The following is a 25,838-nucleotide window of genomic DNA, read 5'->3' on the forward strand; positions in this document are numbered from 1 at the left end:
GACCCGGCTGAAGCCGGCGGGGACGAGGGGGGCGTACGCGAAGAAGCCGCTGCGGACCTCGGTGGGGTCGGTGACCTCGCCCTCCTCCTCGGGGAGCTCGTCCGCCGGGTCGGGGGCAACCAACGGCTGCACGCACGGTCCCTTCAGCCACCACTCCGGCAGCATCGCGATCGCCTCGTCGCCCAGCGGGTTGACGCCGGGGCCCGCGGCCAGCGAGTGGCCCACCAGCACATGCAGGCACTTCACCCGGTCGGGCATGCCGCCCGCGCTGGGGAAGCCCTCCAGGACCTCGATGGCGTCACGGCGCGCGATGTAGTCCTCGTGCGCGGCGCGGTAGGCGGCGGCGAGTTCCGGGTCGGTCCCGAGCCGCTCCGTCATCTCCTTCATGACGCCGTTCGCCTCCAGCGTGCCGATCGCCGAGGCAGCGCGCGGACACGTCAGGTAGTACGTCGTCGGGAAGGGCGTCCCGTCCGGCAGCCGTGGCGCCGTTTCCACGACGTCCGGCTGGCCGCACGGGCACCGGTGCGCGATCGCACGCAACCCTCGCGGCGGGCGCCCGAGCTGCTGCTTGAAGGCCTCGACGTCGGCGTCGGTGGGCTCGGTGCGCGGGGTGGGCGGCGGGGGCGTATCCATGCCTCTACTGAATTCCTCTGTCGGTTCACTGGTCGGAGGTTCTGATCACTGGTCGGAGGCGTCCGACTTGTCGACCCCGTCCCAGACGTTCGTGTACCAGGGGCGGTGGCCCGCGCCCTGCTCGAAGCGCGACTGCTTGGCGGTGTTCGGGTCGATCACGACGTAACTGGTCTCCCCGGGCAGCACATAGTGCAGCCGCAGCCGGATCTGCTGCTCGGCGTACTCGTCGTCCTGCCAGCGCGCCTTCAGGTCGCGCAGCTGCTCGACCCGCGCCCTGGCCTGCTCCTTCTGCCGCTGGAGATCGGCGATCTGGGAGCGCTGGGAGACGTACTGCCTTATGGGGTACGCGAGGGCAACCACCATCGAGCACAGCACCAGGGCGAGCAGCGCCGCCCGGCCCGTCAGCCGCGACCGGCGGGCCTGCCGCTTGGTCTGGGAGCGGTAGACCCGGGCCGCCGTCTGCTCGCCGAGCAGCCTGATCCTGGTCGCGGTGGAGAACCGGTCCCGGTCCTTCACGGCCATGTCCCCGCCTCCCGTCACACGTGCGTACGTCCCCGCACACGGTACGGGACCGGTACGGGGACGTACGTACGACTGGCTAAGGCTTAGCCCAGAGTGGGTCAGCCGTTGGCTCAGCCCTTGAAGCGGGGGAAGGCGCTGCGGCCCGCGTACTCCGCGGCGTCGTCGAGGATCTCCTCGATGCGCAGCAGCTGGTTGTACTTGGCGACGCGGTCCGAACGGGCCGGGGCACCGGTCTTGATCTGGCCGCAGTTCACCGCGACGGCGAGGTCGGCGATGGTGACGTCCTCGGTCTCGCCGGAGCGGTGGGACATCATGCACTTGAAGCCGTTGCGCTGGGCCATCTCGACGGCGTCCAGGGTCTCGGTCAGCGAACCGATCTGGTTGACCTTGACGAGCAGGGCGTTCGCGGAGCCCTCCTCGATGCCGCGGGCCAGGCGCTCCGGGTTGGTGACGAAGAGGTCGTCGCCGACGATCTGGACCTTGTCGCCCAGCTTGTCGGTGATGACCTTCCAGCCGGCCCAGTCGTCCTCGAACAGCGGGTCCTCGATGGAGACGAGCGGGTAGGCCGCCACGAGCTCCTCGTAGTACTCGGTCATCTCGGCGGCCGAGCGGGACTTGCCCTCGAACTCGTACTTGCCGTCCTTGTAGAACTCGGACGCGGCGACGTCGAGCGCGAGCGCGATCTGCTCGCCGGGGACGTAGCCGGCCTGCTTGATGGCCTCGATGATGAGGTCGAGCGCGGCGCGGTTGGACTCCAGGTTCGGGGCGAAGCCGCCCTCGTCGCCGAGGCCGGTGGACAGGCCCTTGGTCTTCAGCACCTTCTTGAGGGTGTGGTAGACCTCGGCGCCCCAGCGCAGGGCCTCGGAGAAGGACTCCGCGCCGATCGGGGCGATCATGAACTCCTGGATGTCCACGTTGGAGTCGGCGTGCGAGCCGCCGTTCAGGATGTTCATCATCGGCACCGGCAGCAGGTGCGCGTTCGGGCCGCCCAGGTAGCGGAAGAGCGGCAGGTCGCTGGCCTCGGAGGCCGCGTGGGCGACGGCGAGGGAGACGCCGAGGATGGCGTTGGCGCCGAGGGAGCCCTTGTTGTCGGTGGCGTCCAGGTCGAACATGGCCTGGTCGATCAGGCGCTGCTCGGTGGCGTCGTAGCCGACCAGCTCCGGGCCGATCTGCTCGATGACGGCGAGGACGGCCTTCTCGACACCCTTGCCCTGGTAGCGGTTGGGGTCACCGTCGCGGAGCTCGATGGCCTCGAAGGCACCCGTGGAGGCGCCGGACGGGACGGCGGCACGACCCGTGCTGCCGTCGTCGAGGCCGACCTCGACCTCGACGGTGGGGTTCCCTCGCGAGTCGAGGATTTCCCGGGCTACGACGACGTCGATGGACGGCACGAGCATCTCCTTCTTGGATGTGACACGGCTACGGCAGTAGCGCAGCGGCTCTGCGGGATGAGCCTAACCGCCTGAGGCCGATCGGCCACGTTGCCGACCACCTCTTGGGCAGAACCGAGAGTAAATTGTTTCCGAACGGAACAAAGAGCGGGGGCAAAAAGAACCCCGCCCCGGTGCGTACGGGGGAACACGCACCGGAGCGGGGAGCCCGTGGGGGACGGGGGTGACCCTCACGTGTCCTCCATGATGGGGGACACGACTGTGAGGGCGCTGTGGTTCAGCAGGCCGTCAGCCCTGTGTCACTTCAGGTGCAGCTGCTGGCCCGGGTAGATGAGGTTGGCGTCCGAGACGATGTCCTTGTTCAGCTTGAACAGCTTCTGCCAGCCGCCCTTGACGCCGTGCTTCTCGGCGATCGAGCTGAGGGTGTCGCCCTTGACGACCTTGTACTCGCCGTCGCCCTTCTTGACCTTCTTGCCGGTCGGGGTGGTGACGGTCTTGGTCGACTTCTTGACCGTCGGGCGCTCGGTGGAGCGGGAGGCGCTCTGCTCGGAGGAGTGGCTGCTGCTGGAGGACGAGCTGCCGGAGCTGCCGGAGGCGCTGCCGCCGTTGTAGGCGGCGCCGGACAGGCCGGTGCCGCAGACCGGCCAGGCGCCCTTGCCCTGCGCGGCGAGGACCTTCTCGGCGACGGCTATCTGCTGGGACTTGCTGGCCTGGTTGGCCTGCGCGGCGTACTGCGTGCCGCCGTACGCGGCCCAGGTGGAGGCGGAGAACTGCAGGCCGCCGTAGTAGCCGTTCCCGGTGTTGATGGACCAGTTGCCGCCGGACTCGCACTGGGCGACCTTGTCCCACTCGGAGGCGGTGGCGGCGGAGGCGTTGCCGGCCGCCATCAGCGGAGCGGCGATGGCGACACCGGTCACGCCGGCCAGCGCGGCGGCGCGGGTGGCCTTGGACGGACGACGGTGCTTGCCCTTACCGGAAAACAGCATGGTTCGATCCCCTCACCGACGCCTGCGAGGTGAGCTGTCGGGTTCGGGCCGGTTGAGTTGCCCGGCCGTGCCCTCGCTTTCACGAGACACGGCTACACCCCTAGCCGTCCGTCAACTGCCCGGTACGGCGCCTACCTTGGGTCCCCCGCTCCTGCCTACGGCGCTGTTAAGCGACGACTGTTCCCGTACGGCCGCTGGCAGGATTCGGCGTTGCGGCAGCCGGGGCTCGTGTTGACGAGCGGTGACGACGGTAGACACGCGATCCGTCGAATTTCAAAGACGATCAGGGCTTCTGAGACTCATCCCACACTTTCACCAAACCGGACATTCGGTGGCGAAGTGTGACGTGAACTCCCGTTGCTTTTCGCCCTATTCGGTACCGAGTTTCAGGGTCTGACCGGCGAAGATGTGGTTCGGGTCGGCGCCGATGGCCTTCTTGTTCTCGGCGTAGAGCGCCCGCCACCCGCCGTCCAGGTCAAGGGAGTCGGCGATGGAGGCGAGGGTGTCACCGGCGTGGACGGTGTACGTGTCGTCCGTGCGGCTGTCGGTCTCTGTCTTGTCGGCGGCCTTGCCGGCAGTCTCTTCGGCGCTGGCACCACGGTGGCGGCCGGTGCCGATCGCACCGGTGTCGACGAGGTTCCAAGTGGCCGCCGGCGGCTCGGAATTGTCCGAGTCGTCACCCTTCACGTTGCCCGTGGACGAGCTGTCGCCACCCTGCGAGTTGCCCGTCGCCTTCTTGGACGGAGAGGTGGACGGCGAGGCAGATGTACCGGATTCGGTGGAGTTGTCCGACGCACTCGCGGAAGACGAAGGGGAGGCGCTGGAGGACGAGCCGGAGGACGAATCCGACGAAGAGGACTCATTGGAAGCGCTGCCCGAGGAGTTGGACAGACCAGTTGAGTCGGACGCCCCGGATGAATCGGACGAACCGGAACCGCCGTCCAGCACACCGGTGTCGATGTCGGCCGAACCCGAGTCCTTGGTCAGCCCGGAGGTCAGTCCGCAGGTGTGGAAGGCGCCGACGCCCTGGTCGTCCAGGAGCTTCTCGGCGACGGCTATCTGCTGGTTGCGGCTGGCGAGGTCGGCGCTGGGGGCGTAGTCGAGGCCGCCGTACTTCTCCCAGTTCTCCTGGGTGAACTTGAGCCCGCCGTAGAACCCGTTGCCGCTGTTCTCGCTCCAGGAGCCGCCCGTCTCGCACTGGGCCACCTTGTCCCACGTGGTGCCGTCGGCGGCGCTCGCGCCGCCCGCGGCGAAGAGCGGGATCGCGATGGCGGAGCCGGTCACTCCGGCCGCGACGAGGAGAGCCGGAGCCTGACGGGGGCGACGGTGTCGACCGTTCCCGGAGAGCATGCGGAGACCTTTCGCAAGACAGCAATAACCGCGCGGTGCATGACACCGACAGGCGTTCGAGACCACCGCGCTGGTCCGTGAACCTAACGGCTGCCGATCACTTGTCACAAGTTAATGCCGCGTAGATCACGTGAAGATCACAGACTTGAGCGCGCGTCACCATTGACCGGTTCGCCGCGGCGGCGCATCCACCAGCGGGCTCCCGATACGGTCGTCCTGTGAACGTCCCGAACACCGCTCCCGAACTCTTCACCTGGGAATTCGCCGGCGACCCGTATCCGGCCTACGCCTGGCTGCGCGAGCACTCCCCCGTCCACTGGACGAAACTTCCCAGCGGGGTCGAGGCATGGCTGGTGACCCGCTACGCCGACGCACGTCAGGCACTCGCGGACGGGCGGCTCTCGAAGAACCCCGAGCATCACGCCGAGGACGCGCAGGGCAAGAGCAGGACCGGTATCCCGGGTGAGCGCAGCGCCAATCTCATGACGCATCTGCTCAATATCGACCCGCCGGACCACACCCGGCTGCGCCGTCTCGTCTCCAAGGCGTTCACCCCCCGCCGGGTGGCCGAATTCGCGCCGCGCGTGCAGGAGTTGACGGACGACCTCATCGACCGGTTCGCGCCGCACGGCGAGGCCGATCTCATCCACGACTTCGCGTTCCCCCTCCCCATCCATGCGATCTGCGATCTGCTCGGGGTCCCGCGCGAGGACCAGGACGACTTCCGCGACTGGGCGGGGATGATGATCCGGCACGGCGGAGGCCCGCGCGGCGGCGTCGCCCGCTCCGTGAAGAAGATCCGCGGTTACCTCGCCGAACTCATCCACCGCAAGCGGGGCGACCTCGGCGAGGACCTGATCTCGGGCCTCATCCGCGCCTCCGACCACGGCGAGCACCTCACGGAGAACGAGGCCGCCGCGATGTGCTTCGTGCTTCTCTTCGCCGGCTTCGAGACCACCATCAACCTGATCGGCAACGGGACCTACGCGCTGTTGCGCAATCCGGGGCAGCGGCAGCGGCTCCAGGAATCGATCGGGCGCGGTGAGAGCGCACTGCTCGACACCGGTATAGAGGAACTGCTCCGCTTCGACGGTCCCGTGGAACTGGCCACCTGGCGCTTCGCCACCGAGCCGCTGACGATCGGCGGGCAGCGCATCGCCACCGGCGACCCCGTCCTGGTCGTCCTGGCCGCGGCGGACCGCGACCCCGCCCGCTTCTCGGAGCCCGACACCCTCGATCTCTCCCGCCGGGACAACCAGCACCTCGGATACGGCCACGGCATCCACTACTGTCTCGGCGCGCCCCTGGCCCGTCTCGAAGGCCGCACCGCCCTGGAGACCCTGCTGCGCCGCCTCCCCGACCTCGAGCTCGCCGCAGACCCCGCCGATCTGCGCTGGCGGGGCGGGCTCATCATGCGCGGACTACGAGACCTGCCCGTGCGGTTCACCGCCGCCTGACCGGCTCCGGCCCTCCGTCTCCTTGATCGCGTCCCGGTAGGCCCGGGCCGCCGCCCGCAGCGCGGCCTCCGGGTCCACGCCCGCCGCCTCGGCGCGCACCGCCAGCGCGAGCAACTCGTAACCGACGCCTTCGAGTTGGGGCAGCGGAACCTCCAGGCCCGCCGTCCGCACCCGCGAGGCCAGCTTCGCCGCGAGGGCCAGGCCCGGCTGGCCCAGCGGGATGCCCTCCGTCACCGAGGTGCGCTGCTTCTCGACCGCCTTGGTGCGCAGCCAGTGCTCCTTGACCTCCTCGGGTGTGGAGGCGGTCTCGTCACCGAAGACGTGCGGGTGGCGGTGGATGAGCTTGGTGACGATCCCGGCGGCCACGTCGTCGACGGAGAAGGGGGCGTCCGGGTCCTCCTCGGCTATACGGGCGTGGAAGACCACCTGGAGCAGGACGTCGCCCAGTTCCTCGCGCAGTTCGTCGCGGTCGCCCTCCTCGATCGCCTCGACGAGTTCGTACGCCTCCTCGATGCCGTACTTCGCCAGGCCCTTGTGGGTCTGCTGGGACGACCACGGGCACTCGGCGCGGATGCGGTCCATGACCTGGACGAGGTCCAGGAGGCGGGCGCCCGGGAGGTCGTAGGAGGCGGGGAGCAGCTCCAGGTCCGGCATCTGCACGCGTCCGGAGCCGGCGAGGCGGGCCAGGCCGTCGGTGAGGGCCGGCTCGCCCTCACCGGTCGCGACCACGACGACCGTGCGGCCGCCCGCGCACACGTCGACCAGTTCCTCGGCGGTGGGGGCGGCGTCGTCGATCCGTATGCCCGCCTCCCGCAGATACGGCAGCTGCGGGTGGGCGCCGTCCGAGCACAGCACACGGTCGGCGGCGTGCAGGGCCTGCCAGGCGGGCCAGGACAGCAGGCCGGGCGCGACGCGGTGGCTGGTGGTGAGCAGGACGATGCGGCCGGGGGCCTGTTCGGAGCTGGTTGCGTTCACGATCCGAACGTAACGCACAGCGCCGACAGCCCCAGAGGTTGTCCACAGGGCTGTGGTCCGCAGGGCCGCTGTCCACAGGGTCGGCGGCCCTGGAGGACCGTTACGCCGTCTGCTGTGTACCGGTCGCCGTGACCTCTCGCACCCACGGGGTCTTCGCGTCGACGCGGCTGCTCTTCTGGACGTCCCAGGTGCCGTAGCGCGGGTTGAGGTCGACGTGGAGTTCCTTGGACGCCTTGGACAGGGCGTTCCAGAAGGCCGGCTTGCTGGTGTCGGCGCCGAGGGCCTGGGCCAGCTTCTGGGCCTCCAGCTGCAGGCGCAGGTTCTCGTCCAGGCGCTGCGGGGCGACGCCGTACTGCTGGAGCCAGGCCGTCTGCAGTGCCTTGGAGCCGCCGACCTGCTGTTCCAGGCCGGTGCGCATCTGCTGGACCTCCTTGGGCGTGACGCTCACGCCCGCGTCCTGGGCGGCGCGGTGCAGCACCTTGTCGATGACCATCCCGTGCAGGGTGTCGCGGGTGAGGCCGGCGGTCTGCGAGACGGCCTGCTTGTACTGCGCCTCGTCCTTCACGGCCGCCCGCTGCGCCGTGCGCACCTCGTTCACCCGGGTCTCCAGCTGCGCCACGGTGATCCGCTGACCGCCGACGACGGCTGCCGCACCGGGGTGCGCATCGCTGCCGCAGGCGGTCAGGAGGGGGGCCGCGGCGGCGATCGCGGCGGTGAGGACGAGCGCGGTGCGACGGCGGCGGTGCAAGGAAGCCTCCCGAGGAGATTGTGCGACGGTGCACAAAGTCTTGCGGTGATCGATGGTAGGCAGTGGGTCGGCTGTGGCCAACCCATTCGACCAACGATTCACCGCGACTTCGGGCACCGCCGCGCCTCGGCGGGTGCCGGAGGTCAGCCGGTGATGGCCACCGGGGCGTCCCACGCATCGCGGTCCACGGTGATCGTGTAGCCGTTCCGCGTCTCCTTGCTGTTGACCAGGTACTGGTGACCGCGGCTGTGGCCGGTGTACTGGGTCGGGCCGAAGGGCCAGTCAGCGGTCGTGGTGTTCTGCTTGTCCCACAGGGCGTACCAGAGGTTGCCCGGCAGGTCGGTCTTGTCGGCGGCGTTCGCGATCGCCTTCGCGCTGGAGCTGGTGAAGCCGTAGTAGCCGGCGCGGTACACCTTGGCGCGCAGCTCCTTGTCGAAGGCGCGGACGTAGGTGAGCACGGCGTTGTTGCACGACGTGTTCGTGATGTCGTACGACTCCATGTCCAGGTAGATCGGGCTGCCGGCCTTCATGCCGAGTGCGGAGGACTTGGCGACGGCGTCGTCCGCGTCGGTCCTGCCGAGGGAGGCGGCCGTGGTGGCGGTGATCTTCTCGGGGCTGGAGCCGGACTGGCAGGGCGGCTGGGCGCCGACGTAGAGCGGGATGAGCTTCCAGCCGACCGTGCTGACCGACTTCACCCAGGAGGCGGTGAGGTTGGGCTGGGAGCAGCCGCGGTTCCTGCCGCCGACGTAGACGGCCGCGGCGCCGTAGAGGCCGCCCTTCCAGGCCTTCATCGCGGCGAGGGAGGGCGCGGCGCAGGTGTCGAAGGCGCGTCCGGTGTACGTCTTCTGCGCGGGCCAGGTCGTGGCGGCCATGGAGCTCTGAGCGGCGAGGCCGGCTCCCGCGACCACGGCGGCACCGGCGGCGGCCCAGGTGATGTATCTGCGCTTCTTGGACTGCCGATGACCGGCCATGTGTACCCCACCCCTGGTTGTGCCAAGCCCGGTTCTGCGTCGCCCGGCGTAAAACGAACGGCAACCTATCCGGCGCCGCTCATGTGTTCGGGAAACGTAAGCCCTCAGAGATCACAAGAATCTCCCAGGAATCGGCAAAATCTAGCCGCGCACCTGCCCCAACCACCCCAGGGTGCGGCGGATTTCGGCCGCGAGCGGGTGGCCGGGGCCGCGCAGGTGCTCCACGTCGAGCAGGAGCCGGGCGAGTGTGTCGTGGGCGGCGGCGCGGTCGCCGAGGGCGAGGAGGAGGTGGCCGATGCGGCGGCGGACGTCGTGGGCGAGCTCGGGGTCCCCGGCCACGTACTGGTTCTCGTAGTACGGCAGCAGTGCGCGGTACTCGGCGAGCGCGGCGGCCGGTTCGCCGAGGGACTCCAGGCACTGGGCGGCCTCGTAGCGGAAGCGCAGCGACTGCGGGTCCGCCTGGCCCGCCTCGGCGGCGCGTTCGTCGGCGAGGCGGCGCAGTTCGGGCAGCGCGCGCCGGTACTGGCCGTCGTCCATGAGGGTGGCCGCGTACTGCTTGCGCAGGGTGCGGACGACCGGGGAGTGCTCGCCGTGCTGTTCGGCGGCGGCGGGCAGGATCGCGCCGAGGATGTCGACGGCCTGGGTGATGCGGCCCTCGCCGAGGAGGCGCTTGACCTCGTCGACGGCGCGGGCGACGTCGGGTTTCTCCGCCTTCTCGACCGCCGGGGTGACCGGGGCGGGCTGGGGCGCGGGGGTGCGGGCGCGGTCCGGCCAGGGGGCGTGCGGGCGCAGGAAGGGGCGGGTGGGGTCGAGGGGCGCCCCGGTGGGCGTCCCGCGCGCGGGCAGGAGCAGCGCCAGGTGTTCGTAGACCTCCTGCGCGGAGGCGGGGCGGTGCATCGGGTCCTTGGCGAGCAGGCGCAGCACCAGGGCTTCGAGGGCCTCGGGGACCTCGGGGCGGATACGGCGCACGGGCACCGGCGGCTCGTACAGGTGCCGGTGCAGTACACCGAGTGCCGTGGAGCCCGCGAACGGGACGTCACCGCTGAGGAGTTCGTGCAGCAGCACACCGAGCGCGTACAGGTCGGTGTACGGGCCGACCGCGCCGCCCATCGCCTGCTCGGGCGCCATGTAGGCGGGCGAGCCGATGGGGGTGCCGGTGTGGGTGAGACGGGTGGTGTCGGCGTCCATGACGGAGGCGACGCCGAGGTCGAGGACGGTGACCGTGCCGTCCTGCTTCACCATCACATTGCGCGGCTTGAGGTCGCGGTGGACGATCGGCACGGCGTGCACGGCGCTCAGTACGGCGCACAGTTGCGCGGCGACCGCGACCGCCCACTGCCAGGGGTAGGGGTCGTGCTCGGCGAGGTGGTCGGAGAGGTCGGCGCCGTCGACGTACTGCATGACGAGGAACAGCTCCTCGCCCTCGCTGCCCGCGTCGTGCACGGTGACCAGCCCGGGGTGGTCGACCTGCGCGGTCACCCGGCACTCGCGCACGAAGCGGCGGCGCAGTTCGTCGGCCTCCTGCCCGGCGACCTTGTCGGGGCGCAGCAGCTTCACCGCCACACGCCGGTCGAGTCTTTGGTCGTACGCCGTCCAGACCTGGCCCATGCCGCCCTGCCCGATGAGCGTGGACAGCGCATAGCGGCCGGCGACGACCCGTCCTGCCGCCACGGTCACCTTCCGCCCTCGTGGTTGCCGTCGCTGTGGCCGGGGTGCTGGCGCAGATAGTCGCTCAGCTCGTCGAGTTCGGCGCGCACCTGGTCGATACGGGCGGGCGCGGGGCGCTGCGGCGGGGGCGGCGGTACGGGGGCGGGCGGCGCTGCCACCACGGGTGTCTGAGGCTGGGTGGCCGCGTACGGCGACGGGGGCTGCGGGTAGCCGTAGCCCATGCCTGGGGCCTGGGGCATCGCATAGCTAATGGGATGCGGAGCGAAGTGGCGTATGTCCGCGTACAGGTAGTAGCCGGCACAGGCCGCGGCGTTGAGCAGCAGGATGATCATGCCCGCGTTGCCGTTCGGCGTGCTGAAGTCGTCGGTGTGGTCGGTGGCGAGGAACCCGAAACTGATGCCGAGGACCGCCAGCGATCCGCCGAAGATCCACCAGTCGGTCCGCCTGCGGGTCACGATCGCCGCCCGCAGCGTCGCCACCCACGCCAGAAAGCCGATGCTGAGGATCGCCACCGCCACGAAGATCACGCGAAGCAGCACCAACACCGCGGTCGAGGGTCGACGCGGCTGGGGCGGGGCGTAGCCGTGGCCCTGCATGGCTGCTCCTGGAGACCTGATGGGACGAACGTAAGTACCGGGTCCGAGCGTATAGGCCGACAAGGACAACCGGTCCCGGGTTGTACCGAACCGTTGTCGTGCCGGGCACGTCCCACGACGGGGAACGCGTCAGTCCGGTGCGACCGTCCCGTCCGTCAGCCCGTCGTACATCCCGCGCACGAGTTGCTCCCCGAGGCGGCCGGCGTGCCTCAGGGCGCGCTCGAAGTCGTCGAGGGCGCGGAAGCGTTCGCCGTAGCGCCGCTGTTCGTCCAGGGGCAGGCGGGGCAGTTGGAGGCGGCGCACGTCGAGGCGGGTGGCTGTGGAGGCGTAGCTGCTGGCCTGGCGGTTGTTGGCGGTGCCGCGCAGGAAGCCGGCGAGGAACCAGGGGTCGAGCGCCGCGGGATCGGGGCGCAGGAGGACGAGGTTGCGCCCCAGGGCGGCGCCCGCGGTCGCGGCGTCGATCACGCGGGCCACCGAGCCGCCGCCGAGCACCGGCACGACGATGTCGCCCGGCTGCGTCAGCACGGCCTCCTCGTCGCTCTCGGGGAGGGCGCCGGAGGGGGCCGTTCCGGCGAAGACGTCGTGGTCGGTGAGGACGGGCACGCGCGCGTGACCGCCGTTTCCGCCGGTGCGCAGCACCAGGGCTCCCCCGCGCGCGAGTTCACCGACGGTGGTGAACGGCCAGCGGGGCGCGGGCTGAGCGTGGTCCGCGGGCGGCGGGGTGAGGTCTGCGGTCAGCTGCAGGGTCTCGCCGAGTCGTTCGCGTACGGCGGTGAGCGCGCCGGCGCCGTCCGCCGCGGCCGGGGGCGGCAGATGGCGGGCCGGGGCGAGGTCCACGTCGTCGTCGAGGAGGTCGATGACGGGCAGGGACCGCGCCAGGCCCGGGCGTTCGTCGAGCGTTCCGGCGCGGTCGAAGGCGCCCCAGGCGTCGAGCACGGCCTCGCGCACGGCACGCCAGTCGGGACCGCCGCGTCCCTCGGTGGCGTACTGCCCGGTGTCGGCTAGCAGCACCTCGGGCTGCGCCGGCGCCTTGCCGGGGCGGCGCAGCACCCACAGGTGGAGCGGGATGTTGTACGGGGGTGCAGCACCGAGGGGCAGGGCGACGACGGCGCGCAGGGCACCGCGGCGCAGCAGGTCGGCGCGGATACGGCGGCCTGAGCGGCGGGAGGCGGCGGCGGGCGGCATGAGCAGGACGGCGGTACCGCCGTCGCTCAGGCGGGCGAGCGCGTGCTGGGCCCAGGCCAGCTCGGATTCGTTCCGGGCCGGGAAGCCGTACTCCCAGCGGGGGTCGTAGGCGAGTTCGTCGTGGCCCCAGTTGCGTTCGTTGAACGGGGGGTGGCACAGCACGGCGTCGGCGCGCAGCTCGGGGTAGGCGTCGGCGCGCAGGGTGTCGCCCGCGGCGCCGCGCACGGTCGCCTGCGTGTGCAGGGCGAGGCGAAGAGCGGTGAGCGCGGCGAGGTCGGGGGCGCTGTCCTGGGCGTAGAGCTCCTGGTCGGGGCGGGAGGTGACGGCGCGCAGGAGGGCGCCGGTGCCGCAGGCGGGGTCGAGGAGGGTGCGGGCGGGACCTGCCAGGTCGGCCATCAGGCCGGCGAGTTCGGTGGGGGTGAGCGTGTACTGCCGGGGGTTGGCGTCGAGGTACCGGCCGAGCAGGAACTCGAAGGTCTGGCGGGCACCCGATTCGGCGGCGAGTTCGGCGACACCGCGCAGGAGGGGGGCGGAGGGGAGGAGCTGGGGGCCGGAGGGGGCTTGCACGGCGGGTGGTGTGGGGGCGGAGGCGGGGGCGTGGGCTGAGGTGGGGGTGTTCACGGCAAGCGGGGAGTTCACAGGAAGCGGGGAGTTCACACCCGTCGCCGCACCTCCGGTCGATCCGCTGTGAACACCGCGCCCTCGAACCGGCGCCCCGAAGCGCGGCACCAGGACTTCCTCCAATGCGCCCGTCAACATCGCCGCCAGCCGCTCGTCCGATCCCGCGCTCGCCTCCAGCCAGACCGTCGGCCGGTCATGGATGAGCAGCAGGGCGCAGCCGGCGTGGGTCAACGCGGTGACGGGACCTTCGGGATGCCCGGCGAGCTGCTGCCAGACGCGTTCGCGGAGTGGGACCTCGGCGAGTTTGCCCTGCTTGCGCAGCCAGGCCTCGACCTCGGCGAGGGCGAAGGACGGGCTCGTCTCGGTGCCGCCGACGGGCTTGGGGAAGTCGGCGTGGCGGCGGCGCCAGTTGCTGACGGCGGCGCGGCCGACGCCGGCCAGCCGGGCGATCCCGGCGGCGGTCACCTCTGTCGCGTTGTCCTGCACCCGCCGGCTCCCCTCGTTGTCGCAGTGTGACGCCGAGCATACCGACGCACGCAAGATCCATGCATTCACGGCCGTGTACACATCTGACTTCGTGAATCGTGTTGACTCGGTTCACAGCGTCTGCTCTTATTGACCCAGCGAACACCGTGAACCGCAACCGCCGGACAGCGGCAGTTCGCCACATCCGAACGTCCGAGGGGGGACAACGTCATGGGCATGAAGGGCAAGATCGCGCTGGGCGCCGTCGTGGGGGTCGTGGTCATCGGCGTCGTCTCGGCGAACGCAGGCGACAACGGAAGCGGCTCCGCCTCCGGCTCGAACTCCGGCGAGCACTCCTCGGCCTCCGCGCAGCACGGCTCCGGAGGCGGCAAGGCACAGGCCGCCGAGAAGAAGAAGCCCGCGTTCGCGGGCGACGGCGACTTCCGGGTCGGCTCGGACGTCAAGCCCGGCACCTACCGCACCACCGGCAACACCGACGGCATGTGCTACTGGGAGCGCGCCAAGGACGCCAAGGGCGAGACGGACTCGATCCTGGCCAACGACAATGTGAGCGGCACCAGTTACGTCACCGTCAAGGCGACGGACAAGCTCTTCAAGTCGAACGGCTGCAAGGACTGGGAGGCCGTCGACACCAAGGCGAAGGGCACGCCCGCCGCCAGGATGTCCGGTGACGGCGGGATGTTCGGAGTCGGCTCCGACATCGCCCCCGGCACCTACAGATCCACCGGCAACAAGGACGACTCCTGCTACTGGGAGCGGACCAAGGACGCCGACCACTCGCTCCACTCGATCATCGCGAACAACAACGTGACCGGCACGGCCGTCGTCACCATCAGCCCGGGCGACGCCTACTTCAAGACCACCGGCTGCGGCGACTGGAAGAAGGCGGCCTGACCCGGCCCTTCCCGTGACCGCCGGGGCCGCGGCCCGGGCCCCGCCTCGGATCGGGCCGCCCCCGCCCCCACGCTTACCATTACCGCTCCCCCACCCCCGGGCCGCTTCCGGCCCGCGTACGGCATGCCGTGCACTCCCCCGTCAACACCATCCTCTGAAGGACTGTCATGCGTCTCTCGCCTCGTGTCGCCACCCTGCTCGCCGTCGCGGCACTTCCCTTGGCCCTCACCGCCTGCTCGTCCGGCTCCTCCTCCGACGACGGGGGCGCGGCCTCCCCCGCGAAGGGCGCCGCGAAGGACCCCAACGCCGGTCTGCCCACCGGAACGCAGCTGAAGAAGGCGCTGGCGCCCGCGTCGGCCTTCCCCGCCGGGCTCACCATCGAGGCCGACGGTTCCTCGGACACCGGCGGCACCTTCCTCGCCCCGTCCGCCAGGAAGACCGCGAAGCCGGACTGCACCAGGCTGGAAGCCACGTCCTGGATCCAGGTGAGCGGCTACAAGGGGGGCGTGTCGTTCGCGCAGAACGACTACGCGAGCAAGGACAAGACGCAGGAGGTCGCCCAGGAGATCGACAGCTTCCAGGGCACCACGGCCGCCTCGGTGATGAAGGCCCTGCAGACCGTCGCCACCGAGTGCGCCACGTTCACGGACACCGACGCGCACGCCAAGGTGAAGGTCACCGGCAAGTCCACGGCCGGGCTCGGGGACGAGGCCTACACGATGACGCTGACGAGCGGCACCTGGGAGAACGGCACCACGCTGATCGCGGCCCGCTCCGGCAACTCGGTGGTCACCGTGCTGTCCACGGCGGGCAGCGACAACGGCGCCGTGTCCGCGAAGAAGGTGACGACGACGGTCCTCGCGGCGCTCAAGAAGCGGGCGTAGTCGAGCCCCTGCCCGTCCCCGTCAGTCCGCGTGGAACCGGGCCGGCGCCTGAGTCGGGTTGCCGCCGGAGGGGAGTTTCTGCCCCGGGCAGGTCCTGAGGACCTTCTCCATCGCAGCCTTCTCCGCGGCGGTCACCCACAGCCCGTACTTCTTCTTCACCGCGACCTGGGCGGCGACGTAGGTGCACCGGTAGGCCTTGGGCGGCACCCAGGTCGCGGTGTCGCCGTCGCCCTTGGACCGGTTGGCGCTCGCGCCGACGGCGAGGAGGTTGAGCGGGTCGTTGGCGAGGGCTATGCGCTTGCTCGCATCCCAGTACTTGGCGCCCTTCTGCCAGGCGTCGGAGAGGGCGACCAGGTGGTCGATGTCGACGAGGCTGCGGCCGCGCCGGTAGGTCACCTTCTGGCCGGAGTACGGATCCGACTCCAGGACGCCGTACGACACCTTGCACTTGCCGTCGCTGAACTTCACGTCGTCCAGGTCCCGTTTGAGGATGTCGTCACGGGTGTCGCAGCTGTTGGAGTCGGTGTCCGCCCAGGCGACGCCGAACCTGTCGCGGGCGTAACCCGTCTTCGGGGCGCGCCCCTTCACGGTCAGTTGCTCGGCGGCTGTGAGGGCCGCGCCCCCGCCCCCGCCCCCGGTCTCCTGCGGCCCGCCGGATCCCGTCTTGGTCTCCGCCTTGCACCCGGTCACGGCCAACACCAGCACGACGGCAGCCACGGCCCCGCCCCCAAGACGCCTCACGGTGCGCCCCTCCCCTTGCTTGAGCAGTCCGCCCCCGCACGGACGGTCTTCCCTCGTACGGGTTTGCGCACACCGTAGCGACAGGGCGCACGGTGGCACTCAGGAGGTCCAGACCGCGGCCGTTCTAAAGTGGGCATTCCACTCTTAACGGCCGTATCGTCGTTCCTGAGTCTCGTCGTTCCCGAGTCGTCTGCGGAAGGAGCTCTGGATGGGCATCTTCGACAGGTTCAAGAGCAACCGCCAGATGCAGGACAAGGCCAAGGACATGTCCGACGCGGCGGAACGGAAGGTCAACGAGAGAACGGGCAACAAGTACGAGAACCAGGTCGACGACGCCCAGCAGCGCATCGAGGGACAGCTCGGCATGGATCGCGACCGGCCCGAACAGCCATAAGGCCACAGCGCAACAGCCTTGAGGCCGCATACAAAGCCGTCCGCGGAATCCGCCTCCCGCGGACGGCTCTGTATGTGCAACAGGTGCTCGGCAGGACTGCTACGAACCGAGAATCGACGCCAGGAACTCGCCCACCCAGCCCAGCAACTCCCGCCCGACCAACGGCTTTCCACCCACCTTCGCCGTCTTCGGGCGTGGCACCAGCACCTGGTGGACCGCCGGCTTGATGACGGTGCCCGGGTACAGGCGCTTGAGCCTGAGCTCCTGGGACTCCCTCAACTCCACCGGCGCGAAGCGGATGTTGTTGCCCTGCAGGACGATCTCGCCGACCGAGCAGGCGCGGGCGAGCATGCGCAGGCCCGCCACCAGCAGCAGGTTCTCCACCGGTTCGGGCAACTTGCCGTAGCGGTCCACGAGTTCCTCGCGTACGGACTTGATGTCCTCCTCCGTGTTGGCGGAGGCGATGGCACGGTAGGCCTGCAGGCGCAGGCGCTCGCCGGGGGCGTAGTCGTGCGGGACGTGCGCGTCGACGGGGAGCTCGATCTTGACCTCCAGGGGCGGCTCCTCCTCCACCCCGCCCTCCAGGGAGGCCCGGTAGTCCGCGACCGCCTCGCCGACCATGCGGACGTACAGGTCGAAACCGACGCCGGCGATGTGGCCGGACTGCTCGCCGCCGAGGAGGTTGCCGGCCCCGCGGATCTCCAGGTCCTTCATCGCGACGTACATGCCCGCGCCCATCTCGGTGTGCTGGGCGATCGTCGCCAGACGCTCGTGGGCGGTCTCCGTCAGCGGCTTCTCCGGCGGGTACAGGAAGTACGCGTATCCGCGCTCGCGGCCACGGCCCACCCGGCCGCGCAGCTGGTGCAGCTGGGAGAGGCCGAAGTTGTCGCCGCGCTCCACGATCAGGGTGTTGGCGTTGGAGATGTCGATGCCGGACTCGACGATCGTGGTCGAGACGAGGACGTCGTACTTCTTCTCCCAGAAGTCGACGACGACCTGTTCGAGGGTCGACTCGGACATCTGGCCGTGGGCCGTGGCGATCCGCGCCTCGGGGACGATCTCGCGCAGGCGGGAGGCGGCCCGGTCGATGGACTCCACCCGGTTGTGGATGTAGAAGACCTGGCCCTCGCGCAGCAGTTCACGCCGGATCGCGGCGCCGATCTGCTTCTCCTCGTACGGCCCGACGAAGGTGAGGACGGGGTGGCGCTCCTCCGGGGGTGTCGTGATCGTGGACATCTCACGGATGCCGGTCACGGCCATTTCCAGCGTCCTGGGGATGGGAGTCGCGGACATCGTCAGTACGTCGACGTTCGCGCGCAGCTTCTTCAGCTGCTCCTTGTGCTCGACGCCGAAGCGCTGCTCCTCGTCGACGATGACCAGGCCCAGGTCCTTGAACTTGGTCTCCGAGGAGAACAGGCGGTGGGTGCCGATGACGACGTCCACCGAGCCCTCCCGCAGCCCCTCCAGAGTCGTCTTCGCCTCGGTGTCCGTCTGGAAGCGGCTCAACGCCCTCACGTTGACCGGGAATTGGGAGTAGCGCTCGGAGAACGTCCCGAAGTGCTGCTGGACCAGGAGGGTGGTGGGGACCAGGACCGCCACCTGCTTTCCGTCCTGTACGGCCTTGAAGGCGGCCCGGACCGCGATCTCCGTCTTGCCGTAGCCGACGTCGCCGCAGATCAGGCGGTCCATGGGGACCGACTTCTCCATGTCTTCCTTGACCTCGGCGATGGTGGTGAGCTGGTCGGGCGTCTCCGCGTACGGAAAGGCGTCCTCCAGCTCGCGCTGCCAGGGGGTGTCCGAGCCGAAGGTGTGGCCGGGGGCCGCCATGCGCGCGCTGTACAGCCTGATGAGGTCGGCCGCGATCTCCTTGACGGCCTTCTTCGCGCGTGCCTTGGTCTTGGTCCAGTCGGCGCCGCCCAGGCGGTGCAGGGTGGGGGCCTCGCCACCGACGTACTTGGTGATCTGCTCCAGCTGGTCGGTGGGGATGTAGAGGCGGTCGCCGGGCTGGCCGCGCTTGGCGGGGGCGTACTCGACGACCAGGTACTCGCGGGTCGCGCCCTGCACGGTGCGCTGCACCATCTCGATGTAGCGGCCGACGCCGTGCTGCTCGTGGACGATGTAGTCGCCCGCCTCCAGGGTGAGCGGGTCGATGGTCTTGCGGCGGCGGGCCGGCATCCGGGCGCCGTCCTTGCCGGCCGCCTTCTGGCCGGACAGGTCGGTCTCGGTGAGCACGGCCAGCTTCAGGGTCGTATCGACGAAGCCGTAGTCGATCGAGCCGCACGCCACGTGCACGACGGACGGGGAGATCGCCCCGAGTTCCACGTCGAGCCGGGCTGCGATGCCCTCGCCGCCGAGCACCTCGACGGTGCGGGCCGCCGGGCCGTGCGCCTCGGTGACGTACACCGTGCGCCAGCCGTCGGCGAGCCAGCCCTTGGTGTCGGCGAGGGCTTTCGCCGTGTCGCCGCGGTAGCTCTCGGGGGCGTGCATGCCGAGCTTGAGGGTGTCTGCGTCGCCCGCCGCGTCAGCGGCAAATGTGAACGTCTCGTCGGCGGCGAAGGGGGAGACCGACCACCACATCATGTCCAGCTCGCGGGCCCGGTCGCGGACGTCCGCGATGGACCAGAGGGAGGCCGCGTCGACGTCGATGGGGGCCTCGCCGCCGCCCGCGGTGGCCGCCCAGGACGCCTGCAGGAACTCCTGCGAGGTCGCCACCAGATCGGCGGCGCGCGTGCGTACCCGCTCCGGATCGCATACGACGGCCATGGCGCCCTTGGGCAGGACGTCGATCAGCAGCTCCATGTCGTCGACGAGGACGGGGGCGAGGGATTCCATGCCCTCGACCGCGATGCCCTCGGCGATCTTGCCCAGCAGCTCGCCCAGCTCCGGGTGCTCCTCGGCGAGGGCACGCGCACGCGCCCGTACGTCGTCCGTGAGCAGGAGTTCACGGCAGGGCGGGGCCCACAGCCCGTGGTCGGCGACTTCGAGGGAACGCTGGTCGGCGACCTTGAAGTAGCGGATCTCCTCGACGTCGTCGCCCCAGAACTCCACGCGCAGGGGGTGTTCCTCGGTGGGCGGGAAGACGTCCAGGATGCCGCCTCGTACGGCGAACTCGCCGCGCTTCTCGACGAGCTCCACGCGCGCGTACGCGGCGGCGGCGAGGGCCTCCACGATCTCGTTCAGGTCGGCGGTCTGGCCGGTGCGCAGAGCCACCGGTTCCAGGTCTCCGAGGCCCTTGACCTGCGGTTGCAGCACGGACCGCACGGGGGCCACGACGACGGAGACCGGGCCTGTCTCGGGGTCGTCGGGGCGGGGGTGGGCCAGGCGGCGCAGGACGGCGAGGCGTCGTCCGACGGTGTCGCTGCGGGGGCTCAGCCGCTCGTGCGGGAGCGTCTCCCAGGACGGGTAGTCCACGACGCCGTCCGAGGGGAGCAGCGAGCGAAGGGCGGCGGCCAGGTCCTCCGCCTCGCGTCCCGTCGCCGTCACCGCCAGCACGGGGCGGCCGGTCTCGCGGGCGAGTGCGGCGATCGCGAAGGGGCGGGCGGCGGGGGGACCGACGAGGTCGATGTGCATGCGGTTGCCGTCGGTGGCCGCCTTGACGGCTTCTGCGAGGGCGGTGTCCTTGACGACGGCGTCGAGCAGACCGTGCAGGCTCATTCGGGGCGGCTTTCGTCCGGGGGTGGGCAACGCGAATCGCCCGACGCGCGCGGCGGGCCGGGGGTCCCTCCAGCGTACGTCGCGCTCCGCGTGGGCGCCGGGCCTGTGGATGACGCCGGTTTCCTCTGTGCCCGGCATTGATGTGACCGCCCCTGGGGGCTGCGCCCCCAGACCCCCGCTTTCGGCCTGGACGGCCTCGTCCTCAGACGCCGGACGGGCTGAAAGAAACTGCCCGGCACCAGGGAGTCCCCCAAGACTCCCCGGCACCGGGCGCTCCCCCGCAACCCCCGTGTGCGGTGGCTGTGACCGATCGCTACTCGGTGGCGATCGCGTTCAGTACGTTCATGCGGCCTGCCCGGAAGGCCGGGATCAGTGCCGCGAACAGGCCCACGAAGGCCGAGCCGATGAAGACGCCGATGATCGTCGGCCAGGGCACTTCGAGGGTCTTCAGGCCCTCCAGGGCGAGGAGCTTCTGGGCGGTTGCACCCCAGCCCATGCCCAGGCCCAGGCCCAGCAGGGCGCCGAAGAGGGCGATCACGACCGACTCCATGCGGATCATGCGGCGCAGCTGGCGGCGGGAGAGGCCGATGGCGCGCATCAGGCCGATCTCGCGGGTCCGCTCGACCACCGAGAGGGCCAGGGTGTTCACCACACCCAGGATCGCCACGATGATCGCGAGTGCCAGCAGGCCGTAGACCATGTTCAGGAGCTGGCCGATCTGGTCCTTCAGTTCCTGCTTGTAGTCGGTCTGGTCCCGGACCTGGTACTGCGGGTACGGCTTCATCGCCGTCTTCAGGGCCGCGTACGCCTGCTTCTCCTGGCCGTCCTTGGCCTTGGCGAACATGATGATGTTCGGCGGGATCTTGCCGGCCGGGAGGTACTTCTTCATCGTCGCGATGCTGGTGTAGCGCGCGCCCTGGTCGATGGCGACGTCGTCGTCGGTGATGGCCGCGACCTTGAGCCTGGCCGTGGCGCCGCCCTTGAAGGCGACCGAGAGGGTGTCGCCGACGTGCACGCCGTGCTTCTTGGCGTACTTGGAGCCGACCGACATGGCGTCGGTGCCGTAGGCGGCCGTGAGGGTGCCGGCCGTGGTCGCGCGCCGCAGGTCCTGGGCGTAGGACGGGTCGGCGGCGGTGAGGCCGTCGGTGTCCTTCTGCCCGTCGGGCGAGGTCAGTGTGGCGTGGAGATCCTTGTAGCGGGTGACGTGGGCCAGGCCCGGCGTCTGCTCCATGGCCTTCTCGGCCTGCGGGACGATCCGCTGCTTGCCCGTGACGATGAAGTCCGCGCCGACCGACTTGTCGAGCTCGCCCGTCGCCGAGGCGACCATCGAGGAGCCGACCACCGACAGACAGGCCACCAGCGCCAGGCCGATCATCAGGGCCGCGCCCGTGGCACCCGTACGCCTGGGGTTGCGCAGCGCGTTGCGCTCGGCCATGCGGCCGACCGGGCCGAAGGCCCTCAGCAGCACCGCGCTGATCACCCGGACGACCCCGCCGGCCAGCAGCGGGCCGATGATCACGAAGCCGATCAGGGACAGTAGGACGCCCAGGCCCAGCATCCCCGATCCGTCGCTCGCCTTCTTCGCCGTGGCCGCCGCGTACAGGGCGGCGCCTCCGGCCCCGGTGAGGACGAGCCCGATCAGGGCGCGCACCCAGCCCGCCCTGCCGTCGGCCGGCGTACCGGCGTCGCGCAGTGCGGCCATCGGGGAGACCTTGCCGGCGCGGCGGGCCGGCAGGTAGGCGGCGAGGACGGTGACGACGATGCCGAGGAGCATGCCGGCCAGCGGGGTGGTCCACTTCACCGTGAGGTCCCGTGTCGACAGGTCCATGCCCATGGACCCCATGAGCTTCATCAGGCCGACCGCGATACCGACACCGGCGCCGACGCCGAGCGCGGATCCGACGACCCCGAGCAGCGTCGCCTCGACCAGCACCGAACGGTTGACCTGCTTGCGGGACGAACCGATCGCCCGCATCAGGCCGATCTCGCGGGTGCGCTGGGCGACCAGCATCGAGAAGGTGTTGATGATCAGGAAGATGCCCACCAGGAACGCGATCCCGGCGAAGCCGAGCATGGCGTACTTGATGACGTTCATGAACTGGCCGACGCCCTTGCGGTTCTCGTCGGCGTTCTCCTTGGCGGTCTGCAGTTTGTACGTCCCCGTACCGAGCGCCCGCGCCATGTTCTGCTTGAGCTGCGTGTCGGAGACGCCGGCCGCGGCGGTGACGCCGATCTGGGTGAACCGGCCGGTGGCGCCGAGCAGTTCGCGCTGTGCGGTGGCGGTGTCGAAGTAGACGACGGCGGCACCGGGGTTGGTCACCTTGAAGGTGGCGATGCCGACGATCCTCGCCTTGAAGTCACCGGTCTGCGCGATGGTGCGCAGTTCGTCGCCCATCTTGAGGTGGTGCTTGTCGGCGGTGTCGGCGTCGACCATCACCTCGGTCGGCCCGCGCGGGGCGTGCCCGGAGGTGATCTCCATCGAACGCAGCTCGTCGTTGGTCCAGTTGGCGGCGATGGTGGGCGCGCCGGTGCTGGATCCCATGTTGTCGTTGTGGCTGTTGACGACGGTCACGTTCATCGAACTGACCCCGCCCTCGGCCGACTTGACGCCCTCGGCCGTGCGGGCCCGCTGCAGCACGGAGGCGGGCAGCGACTCGGGCACCCCGTTCTGCGGTGTGTCGTCGCTCTTCGCGGCCTTCGGGGAGACGGTGACATCGGACGCGGTGACCGCGAACAGCTTGTCGAAGGTGGTGTTCATGGTGTCGGTGAAGACGAGCGTCCCGCAGACGAAGGCCACCGACAGCAGCACGGCGATCGCCGACAGGGCCATGCGTCCCTTGTGCGCAAAGAAGTTGCGCATCGAGGTCTTCAGCACGGTCATGACGTACGCCCCCGGGCGTCGAAGTCCTTCATACGGTCGAGGACGGCGTCCGCGGTCGGCTTGTACATCTCGTCGACGATCCGGCCGTCGGCGAGATACAGCACTCGGTCCGCGTAGGAGGCCGCAACCGGGTCGTGCGTCACCATCACGATGGTCTGCCCGAGCTCGTCGACCGACTGCCGCAGGAAGCCCAACACCTCTGCTCCCGCACGGGAGTCGAGGTTTCCGGTCGGCTCGTCACCGAAGATGATCTCGGGCCGTGCGGCCAGCGCACGGGCCACGGCGACGCGCTGCTGCTGACCGCCGGAGAGCTGGGTGGGCCGGTGCTTGAGCCGGTCGCTCAGCCCGACGGTGTCGACGACCCGCGCGAGCCACTGCTTGTCGGGCTTGCGCCCGGCGATGTCCATGGGCAGCGTGATGTTCTCAAGGGCGTTCAGCGTCGGCAGCAGGTTGAACGCCTGGAAGATGAACCCGATCCGGTCCCGGCGCAGCTGTGTGAGCTTCTTGTCCTTGAGTCCGGTGATCTCGGTCTCGTCGAGGTAGATCTGCCCCGACGAGACGGTGTCGAGCCCGGCCAGGCAGTGCATCAGGGTGGACTTGCCGGACCCCGAGGGGCCCATGATCGCGGTGAACTGCCCGCGGGCGATGTCCACATCCACATGGTCGAGGGCGACGACACGGGTCTCCCCGGACCCGTACGCCTTCACGACCTGGCGCGCCCGGGCGGCAACGGCCGTACGCCCTCCAGTGCCCCCGTGCCTGGGAATGGTCACGGCCGAAGTCATGGTAAGTCTCCTATGTCGGTTACGAAGATGACGCACGAGTGCTGCGTCGGCCTGGTCCTGCCGGTCGTGCTGTGCTGGTTACGTGGATGAGTCTGGCGTCGGAGAGGCATCCGGCGCGCTGGTGCTCGGCACCCTCTTGTGCTGGGGAAAACCCCACCCCCGCCGGTTCGGTCAACCACCCCTCACCGGCTCCCCAGCGACGTAAAACCAGGTTAAGGACGCCCCGAGCCGCTCTCCTCCTCCGGCGGTACGAACCCTCCCCGGGCCGTAGTACGGAGGAACCCCTAGGGGCAGTCCACCGACGGGTGGAGACGTTCTCGGGGTTCCGGTCCACCCTTCGGCGCAGTCAGCTTCCACCCTCCCGTCGCGTCAGGGTCAAGTGGGAAGCTGTTCGGCGGCGGATAGATGCAAGGGGAAGGAATCCTGTGGACCAGGGGGACACCGGGATACGGACGGCCGCGACCAAGCGCACGCAGGACACGCGCCGACGCCGCGCCGTGGTCGCCGCGCTCATGCTCGCCATGGCGCTGGCCGCCCTCGACGCCACGATCGTCTCGACGGCCGTCCCGCAGATCGTCGGTGACCTGGGCGGCTTCGCGGTCTTCTCCTGGCTGTTCTCGGGCTATCTGCTCGCCGTGACGGTGACGCTCCCGGTGTACGGCAAGCTGTCGGACACCTTCGGCCGCAAGCCGGTCCTGATAGCGGGCGCGTCGGTGTTCCTGGCCGGTTCGCTGCTGTGCGCGGTGGCCTGGAACATGGGGGCGTTGATCGCTTTCCGCATCCTCCAGGGCCTGGGCGGCGGGGCGCTGCAGGGCACGGTGCAGACGCTCGCCGCCGACCTCTACCCGCTCAAGGACCGCCCGAAGATCCAGTCCAAGCTGTCCACGGTGTGGGCGGTGTCGGCGGTGGCCGGCCCGGGCGTGGGCGGCGTCCTGGCGGCCTATGCCGACTGGCGCTGGATCTTCCTGGTGAACCTCCCGATCGGCGCGGTGGCGTTGTGGCTGATCGTCCGTCATCTGCACGAGCCGCAGCAAAAGCCGGCCGAGCGTCCCCGTATCGACTGGGCGGGCGCACTGGCGGTGTTCGCGTGCGGGGGCGTCCTGCTGACGGCCCTGGTGCAGGGCGGGGTGGCCTGGCCGTGGCTGTCGGTGCCGTCAACGGCCTTGTTCGGTACGGGACTTGTGCTGGTGGCGGTGGTGGTTCTGGTCGAACGCCGGGCGGCCGAGCCGATCATCCCCGGCTGGGTGTGGCGGCGCCGTACGATCGCGGCGGTCAATCTCGCCCTGGGTGCGCTGGGGCTGCTGATGGTGGCGCCGAGCGTGTTCCTGCCGACGTACGCGCAGTCGGTGCTGGGCCTGGCCCCGGTGGCGGCCGGCTTCGTGCTGTCGGTGTGGACGCTGAGCTGGCCGGTCTCGGCGGCCCTGAGCCAGCACGTGTACCGGCGGATCGGCTTCCGCAACACCGCGATGCTCGGCATCGGGACGGCGGCGCTGATCCTGTTCGCGTTCCCGTTCCTGCCCTACCCGGGCCGAGCCTGGCAGCCGGCCCTGCTGATGCTGCTCCTCGGCGCGGCCCTGGGTCTGTTCCAGCTCCCGCTGATCGTGGGCGTGCAGTCGACGGTGGGGTGGGCGGAACGCGGCACGACGACGGCGTCGGTGCTGTTCTGCCGCCAGACGGGCCAGACGATCGGGGCGTCGGTGTTCGGCGCGGTGGCCAACGGGGTGCTCGCCGACAGGCTGGGCGGCGCGAGCGACTTCGACTCGGTGACGCGGGGACTGGATGCGGGTCAGGTGCCGGACGCCACCCGGCGGGCGATCGCGGACGCGGTGCACGCGGTGTATCTGGGCGCCGGGTGCGCGGCCGCCGCGGCCTTCCTGGTGCTGCTGTTCCTGGCCCCGCGCCGCTTCCCGGTGCTCAAGGACTGACGGTCCCCGGCAGGGGCACCGGCCGCTCCCCGACCGCAAAAGTCCGAGTTAACGCGGGTAACACCGCAGGTCAGCATAGTAAGCGCATACC

The 25,838-nt window shown here is 70.3% G+C and carries 19 protein-coding genes, 1 pseudogene and 1 riboswitch; of the genes and pseudogenes, 5 read left to right on the plus strand and 15 right to left on the minus strand.

Annotated elements, in window-relative coordinates; genetic code table 11:
- Positions 1 to 231 precede the first annotated feature (231 nt).
- The 5 genes and pseudogenes from IH68_RS58400 to IH68_RS0131620 all read right to left on the minus strand — a co-directional run.
- Positions 232 to 633 (minus strand): annotated as a pseudogene (locus tag IH68_RS58400) (DUF501 domain-containing protein); the annotation flags it as partial.
- A gap of 45 nt (positions 634 to 678) precedes the next feature.
- Positions 679 to 1,155 (minus strand): FtsB family cell division protein, encoded by a 477-nt coding sequence (locus IH68_RS0131605; protein WP_030941808.1) that lies wholly within the window; start codon positions 1,153 to 1,155, stop codon positions 679 to 681.
- A gap of 110 nt (positions 1,156 to 1,265) precedes the next feature.
- On the minus strand, positions 1,266 to 2,552 hold the full coding sequence (eno, locus tag IH68_RS0131610; protein ID WP_030941810.1) for a phosphopyruvate hydratase: 1,287 nt from the start codon (positions 2,550 to 2,552) through the stop codon (positions 1,266 to 1,268).
- Positions 2,553 to 2,845: 293 nt separating this feature from the next.
- Positions 2,846 to 3,532, minus strand: coding sequence for a transglycosylase family protein (locus tag IH68_RS0131615; protein ID WP_030941812.1), 687 nt, complete (start codon positions 3,530 to 3,532; stop codon positions 2,846 to 2,848).
- 4 nt (positions 3,533 to 3,536) lie between these two features.
- Positions 3,537 to 3,705, minus strand: a riboswitch (cyclic di-AMP (ydaO/yuaA leader).
- A gap of 196 nt (positions 3,706 to 3,901) precedes the next feature.
- Complete coding sequence (locus IH68_RS0131620) at positions 3,902 to 4,882, minus strand: transglycosylase family protein (protein WP_030941813.1); 981 nt, start codon at positions 4,880 to 4,882, stop codon at positions 3,902 to 3,904.
- Between the two features lie 218 nt (positions 4,883 to 5,100).
- Between IH68_RS0131620 and IH68_RS0131625 the strand changes: the two genes are divergently transcribed.
- Complete coding sequence (locus IH68_RS0131625; RefSeq protein ID WP_030941815.1) at positions 5,101 to 6,339, plus strand: cytochrome P450 family protein; 1,239 nt, start codon at positions 5,101 to 5,103, stop codon at positions 6,337 to 6,339.
- On the opposite strand, the gene IH68_RS0131630 is transcribed toward IH68_RS0131625, so the two are convergent.
- From IH68_RS0131630 to IH68_RS0131655, 6 genes are all read right to left on the minus strand, one after another.
- The gene (locus tag IH68_RS0131630; protein ID WP_030941817.1) at positions 6,304 to 7,314 is read right to left on the minus strand and encodes a nucleoside triphosphate pyrophosphohydrolase; all 1,011 of its coding nucleotides are present in this window, start codon (positions 7,312 to 7,314) and stop codon (positions 6,304 to 6,306) included. The two genes, IH68_RS0131625 and IH68_RS0131630, sit on opposite strands and share 36 nt — an antisense overlap.
- A gap of 100 nt (positions 7,315 to 7,414) precedes the next feature.
- Positions 7,415 to 8,062, minus strand: coding sequence for a SurA N-terminal domain-containing protein (locus tag IH68_RS0131635; RefSeq protein ID WP_030941818.1), 648 nt, complete (start codon positions 8,060 to 8,062; stop codon positions 7,415 to 7,417).
- Positions 8,063 to 8,205: 143 nt separating this feature from the next.
- On the minus strand, positions 8,206 to 9,033 hold the full coding sequence (locus tag IH68_RS0131640; protein ID WP_030941820.1) for a glycoside hydrolase domain-containing protein: 828 nt from the start codon (positions 9,031 to 9,033) through the stop codon (positions 8,206 to 8,208).
- 141 nt (positions 9,034 to 9,174) lie between these two features.
- Positions 9,175 to 10,668: a serine/threonine-protein kinase gene (locus tag IH68_RS0131645; RefSeq protein WP_267883751.1), complete on the minus strand. Its 1,494-nt coding sequence runs from the start codon at positions 10,666 to 10,668 to the stop codon at positions 9,175 to 9,177.
- A gap of 38 nt (positions 10,669 to 10,706) precedes the next feature.
- A complete protein-coding gene (locus IH68_RS0131650) occupies positions 10,707 to 11,297 on the minus strand; it encodes a hypothetical protein (protein WP_030941825.1) in 591 nt (196 codons plus the stop codon).
- Positions 11,298 to 11,426: 129 nt separating this feature from the next.
- Positions 11,427 to 13,589, minus strand: coding sequence for an N-6 DNA methylase (locus tag IH68_RS0131655; RefSeq protein WP_030941827.1), 2,163 nt, complete (start codon positions 13,587 to 13,589; stop codon positions 11,427 to 11,429).
- A 210-nt stretch (positions 13,590 to 13,799) separates the two neighbouring features.
- On the opposite strand from IH68_RS0131655, the gene IH68_RS0131660 reads away from it, so the two are divergent.
- Together IH68_RS0131660 and IH68_RS0131665 are read left to right on the plus strand one after the other, a co-directional pair.
- A complete protein-coding gene (locus IH68_RS0131660) occupies positions 13,800 to 14,483 on the plus strand; it encodes a hypothetical protein (protein ID WP_030941829.1) in 684 nt (227 codons plus the stop codon).
- A gap of 167 nt (positions 14,484 to 14,650) precedes the next feature.
- Positions 14,651 to 15,367, plus strand: coding sequence for a hypothetical protein (locus tag IH68_RS0131665; protein WP_030941832.1), 717 nt, complete (start codon positions 14,651 to 14,653; stop codon positions 15,365 to 15,367).
- A 21-nt stretch (positions 15,368 to 15,388) separates the two neighbouring features.
- On the opposite strand, the gene IH68_RS0131670 is transcribed toward IH68_RS0131665, so the two are convergent.
- On the minus strand, positions 15,389 to 16,108 hold the full coding sequence (locus tag IH68_RS0131670; RefSeq protein WP_030941833.1) for an HNH endonuclease family protein: 720 nt from the start codon (positions 16,106 to 16,108) through the stop codon (positions 15,389 to 15,391).
- A gap of 208 nt (positions 16,109 to 16,316) precedes the next feature.
- Here IH68_RS0131670 and IH68_RS0131675 point away from each other — a divergent pair, with 208 nt between their 5' ends.
- Positions 16,317 to 16,502, plus strand: coding sequence for an antitoxin (locus IH68_RS0131675; RefSeq protein WP_030941834.1), 186 nt, complete (start codon positions 16,317 to 16,319; stop codon positions 16,500 to 16,502).
- A 99-nt stretch (positions 16,503 to 16,601) separates the two neighbouring features.
- On the opposite strand, the gene mfd is transcribed toward IH68_RS0131675, so the two are convergent.
- The 3 genes from mfd to IH68_RS0131690 form a co-directional block, all read right to left on the minus strand.
- Positions 16,602 to 20,156, minus strand: a complete 3,555-nt coding sequence (gene mfd, locus IH68_RS0131680) for a transcription-repair coupling factor (RefSeq protein ID WP_030941835.1) — start codon at positions 20,154 to 20,156, stop codon at positions 16,602 to 16,604.
- A gap of 313 nt (positions 20,157 to 20,469) precedes the next feature.
- Entirely contained in the window at positions 20,470 to 23,037 is a 2,568-nt protein-coding gene (locus tag IH68_RS0131685) for an ABC transporter permease (RefSeq protein WP_030941836.1), read from the minus strand.
- Positions 23,034 to 23,822: an ABC transporter ATP-binding protein gene (locus IH68_RS0131690; protein WP_030941837.1), complete on the minus strand. Its 789-nt coding sequence runs from the start codon at positions 23,820 to 23,822 to the stop codon at positions 23,034 to 23,036. The genes IH68_RS0131685 and IH68_RS0131690 overlap by 4 nt, the downstream gene beginning before the upstream one ends.
- 512 nt (positions 23,823 to 24,334) lie before the next feature.
- On the opposite strand from IH68_RS0131690, the gene IH68_RS0131695 reads away from it, so the two are divergent.
- Positions 24,335 to 25,747, plus strand: a complete 1,413-nt coding sequence (locus IH68_RS0131695; RefSeq protein ID WP_420719016.1) for an MFS transporter — start codon at positions 24,335 to 24,337, stop codon at positions 25,745 to 25,747.
- Positions 25,748 to 25,838 lie beyond the last annotated feature (91 nt).

This window comes from Streptomyces sp. NRRL S-646, from assembly GCF_000720765.1.
Classification (GTDB): domain Bacteria; phylum Actinomycetota; class Actinomycetes; order Streptomycetales; family Streptomycetaceae; genus Streptomyces.

Excerpts from the sequence above, each read along its gene's own strand:
- mfd (WP_030941835.1), bottom strand. The coding sequence starts at position 20,156 with ATGAGCCTGCACGGTCTGCTCGACGCCGTCGTCAAGGACACCGCCCTC.
- IH68_RS0131615 (WP_030941812.1), bottom strand. The coding sequence starts at position 3,532 with ATGCTGTTTTCCGGTAAGGGCAAGCACCGTCGTCCGTCCAAGGCCACC.
- eno (WP_030941810.1), bottom strand. The coding sequence starts at position 2,552 with ATGCTCGTGCCGTCCATCGACGTCGTCGTAGCCCGGGAAATCCTCGAC.
- IH68_RS0131660 (WP_030941829.1), top strand. The coding sequence starts at position 13,800 with ATGGGCATGAAGGGCAAGATCGCGCTGGGCGCCGTCGTGGGGGTCGTG.
- IH68_RS0131650 (WP_030941825.1), bottom strand. The coding sequence starts at position 11,297 with ATGCAGGGCCACGGCTACGCCCCGCCCCAGCCGCGTCGACCCTCGACC.
- IH68_RS0131620 (WP_030941813.1), bottom strand. The coding sequence starts at position 4,882 with ATGCTCTCCGGGAACGGTCGACACCGTCGCCCCCGTCAGGCTCCGGCT.
- IH68_RS0131685 (WP_030941836.1), bottom strand. The coding sequence starts at position 23,037 with ATGACCGTGCTGAAGACCTCGATGCGCAACTTCTTTGCGCACAAGGGA.
- IH68_RS0131675 (WP_030941834.1), top strand. The coding sequence starts at position 16,317 with ATGGGCATCTTCGACAGGTTCAAGAGCAACCGCCAGATGCAGGACAAG.
- IH68_RS0131640 (WP_030941820.1), bottom strand. The coding sequence starts at position 9,033 with ATGGCCGGTCATCGGCAGTCCAAGAAGCGCAGATACATCACCTGGGCC.
- IH68_RS0131695 (WP_420719016.1), top strand. The coding sequence starts at position 24,335 with ATGCTCGCCATGGCGCTGGCCGCCCTCGACGCCACGATCGTCTCGACG.
- IH68_RS0131690 (WP_030941837.1), bottom strand. The coding sequence starts at position 23,822 with ATGACTTCGGCCGTGACCATTCCCAGGCACGGGGGCACTGGAGGGCGT.
- IH68_RS0131665 (WP_030941832.1), top strand. The coding sequence starts at position 14,651 with ATGCGTCTCTCGCCTCGTGTCGCCACCCTGCTCGCCGTCGCGGCACTT.
- IH68_RS0131605 (WP_030941808.1), bottom strand. The coding sequence starts at position 1,155 with ATGGCCGTGAAGGACCGGGACCGGTTCTCCACCGCGACCAGGATCAGG.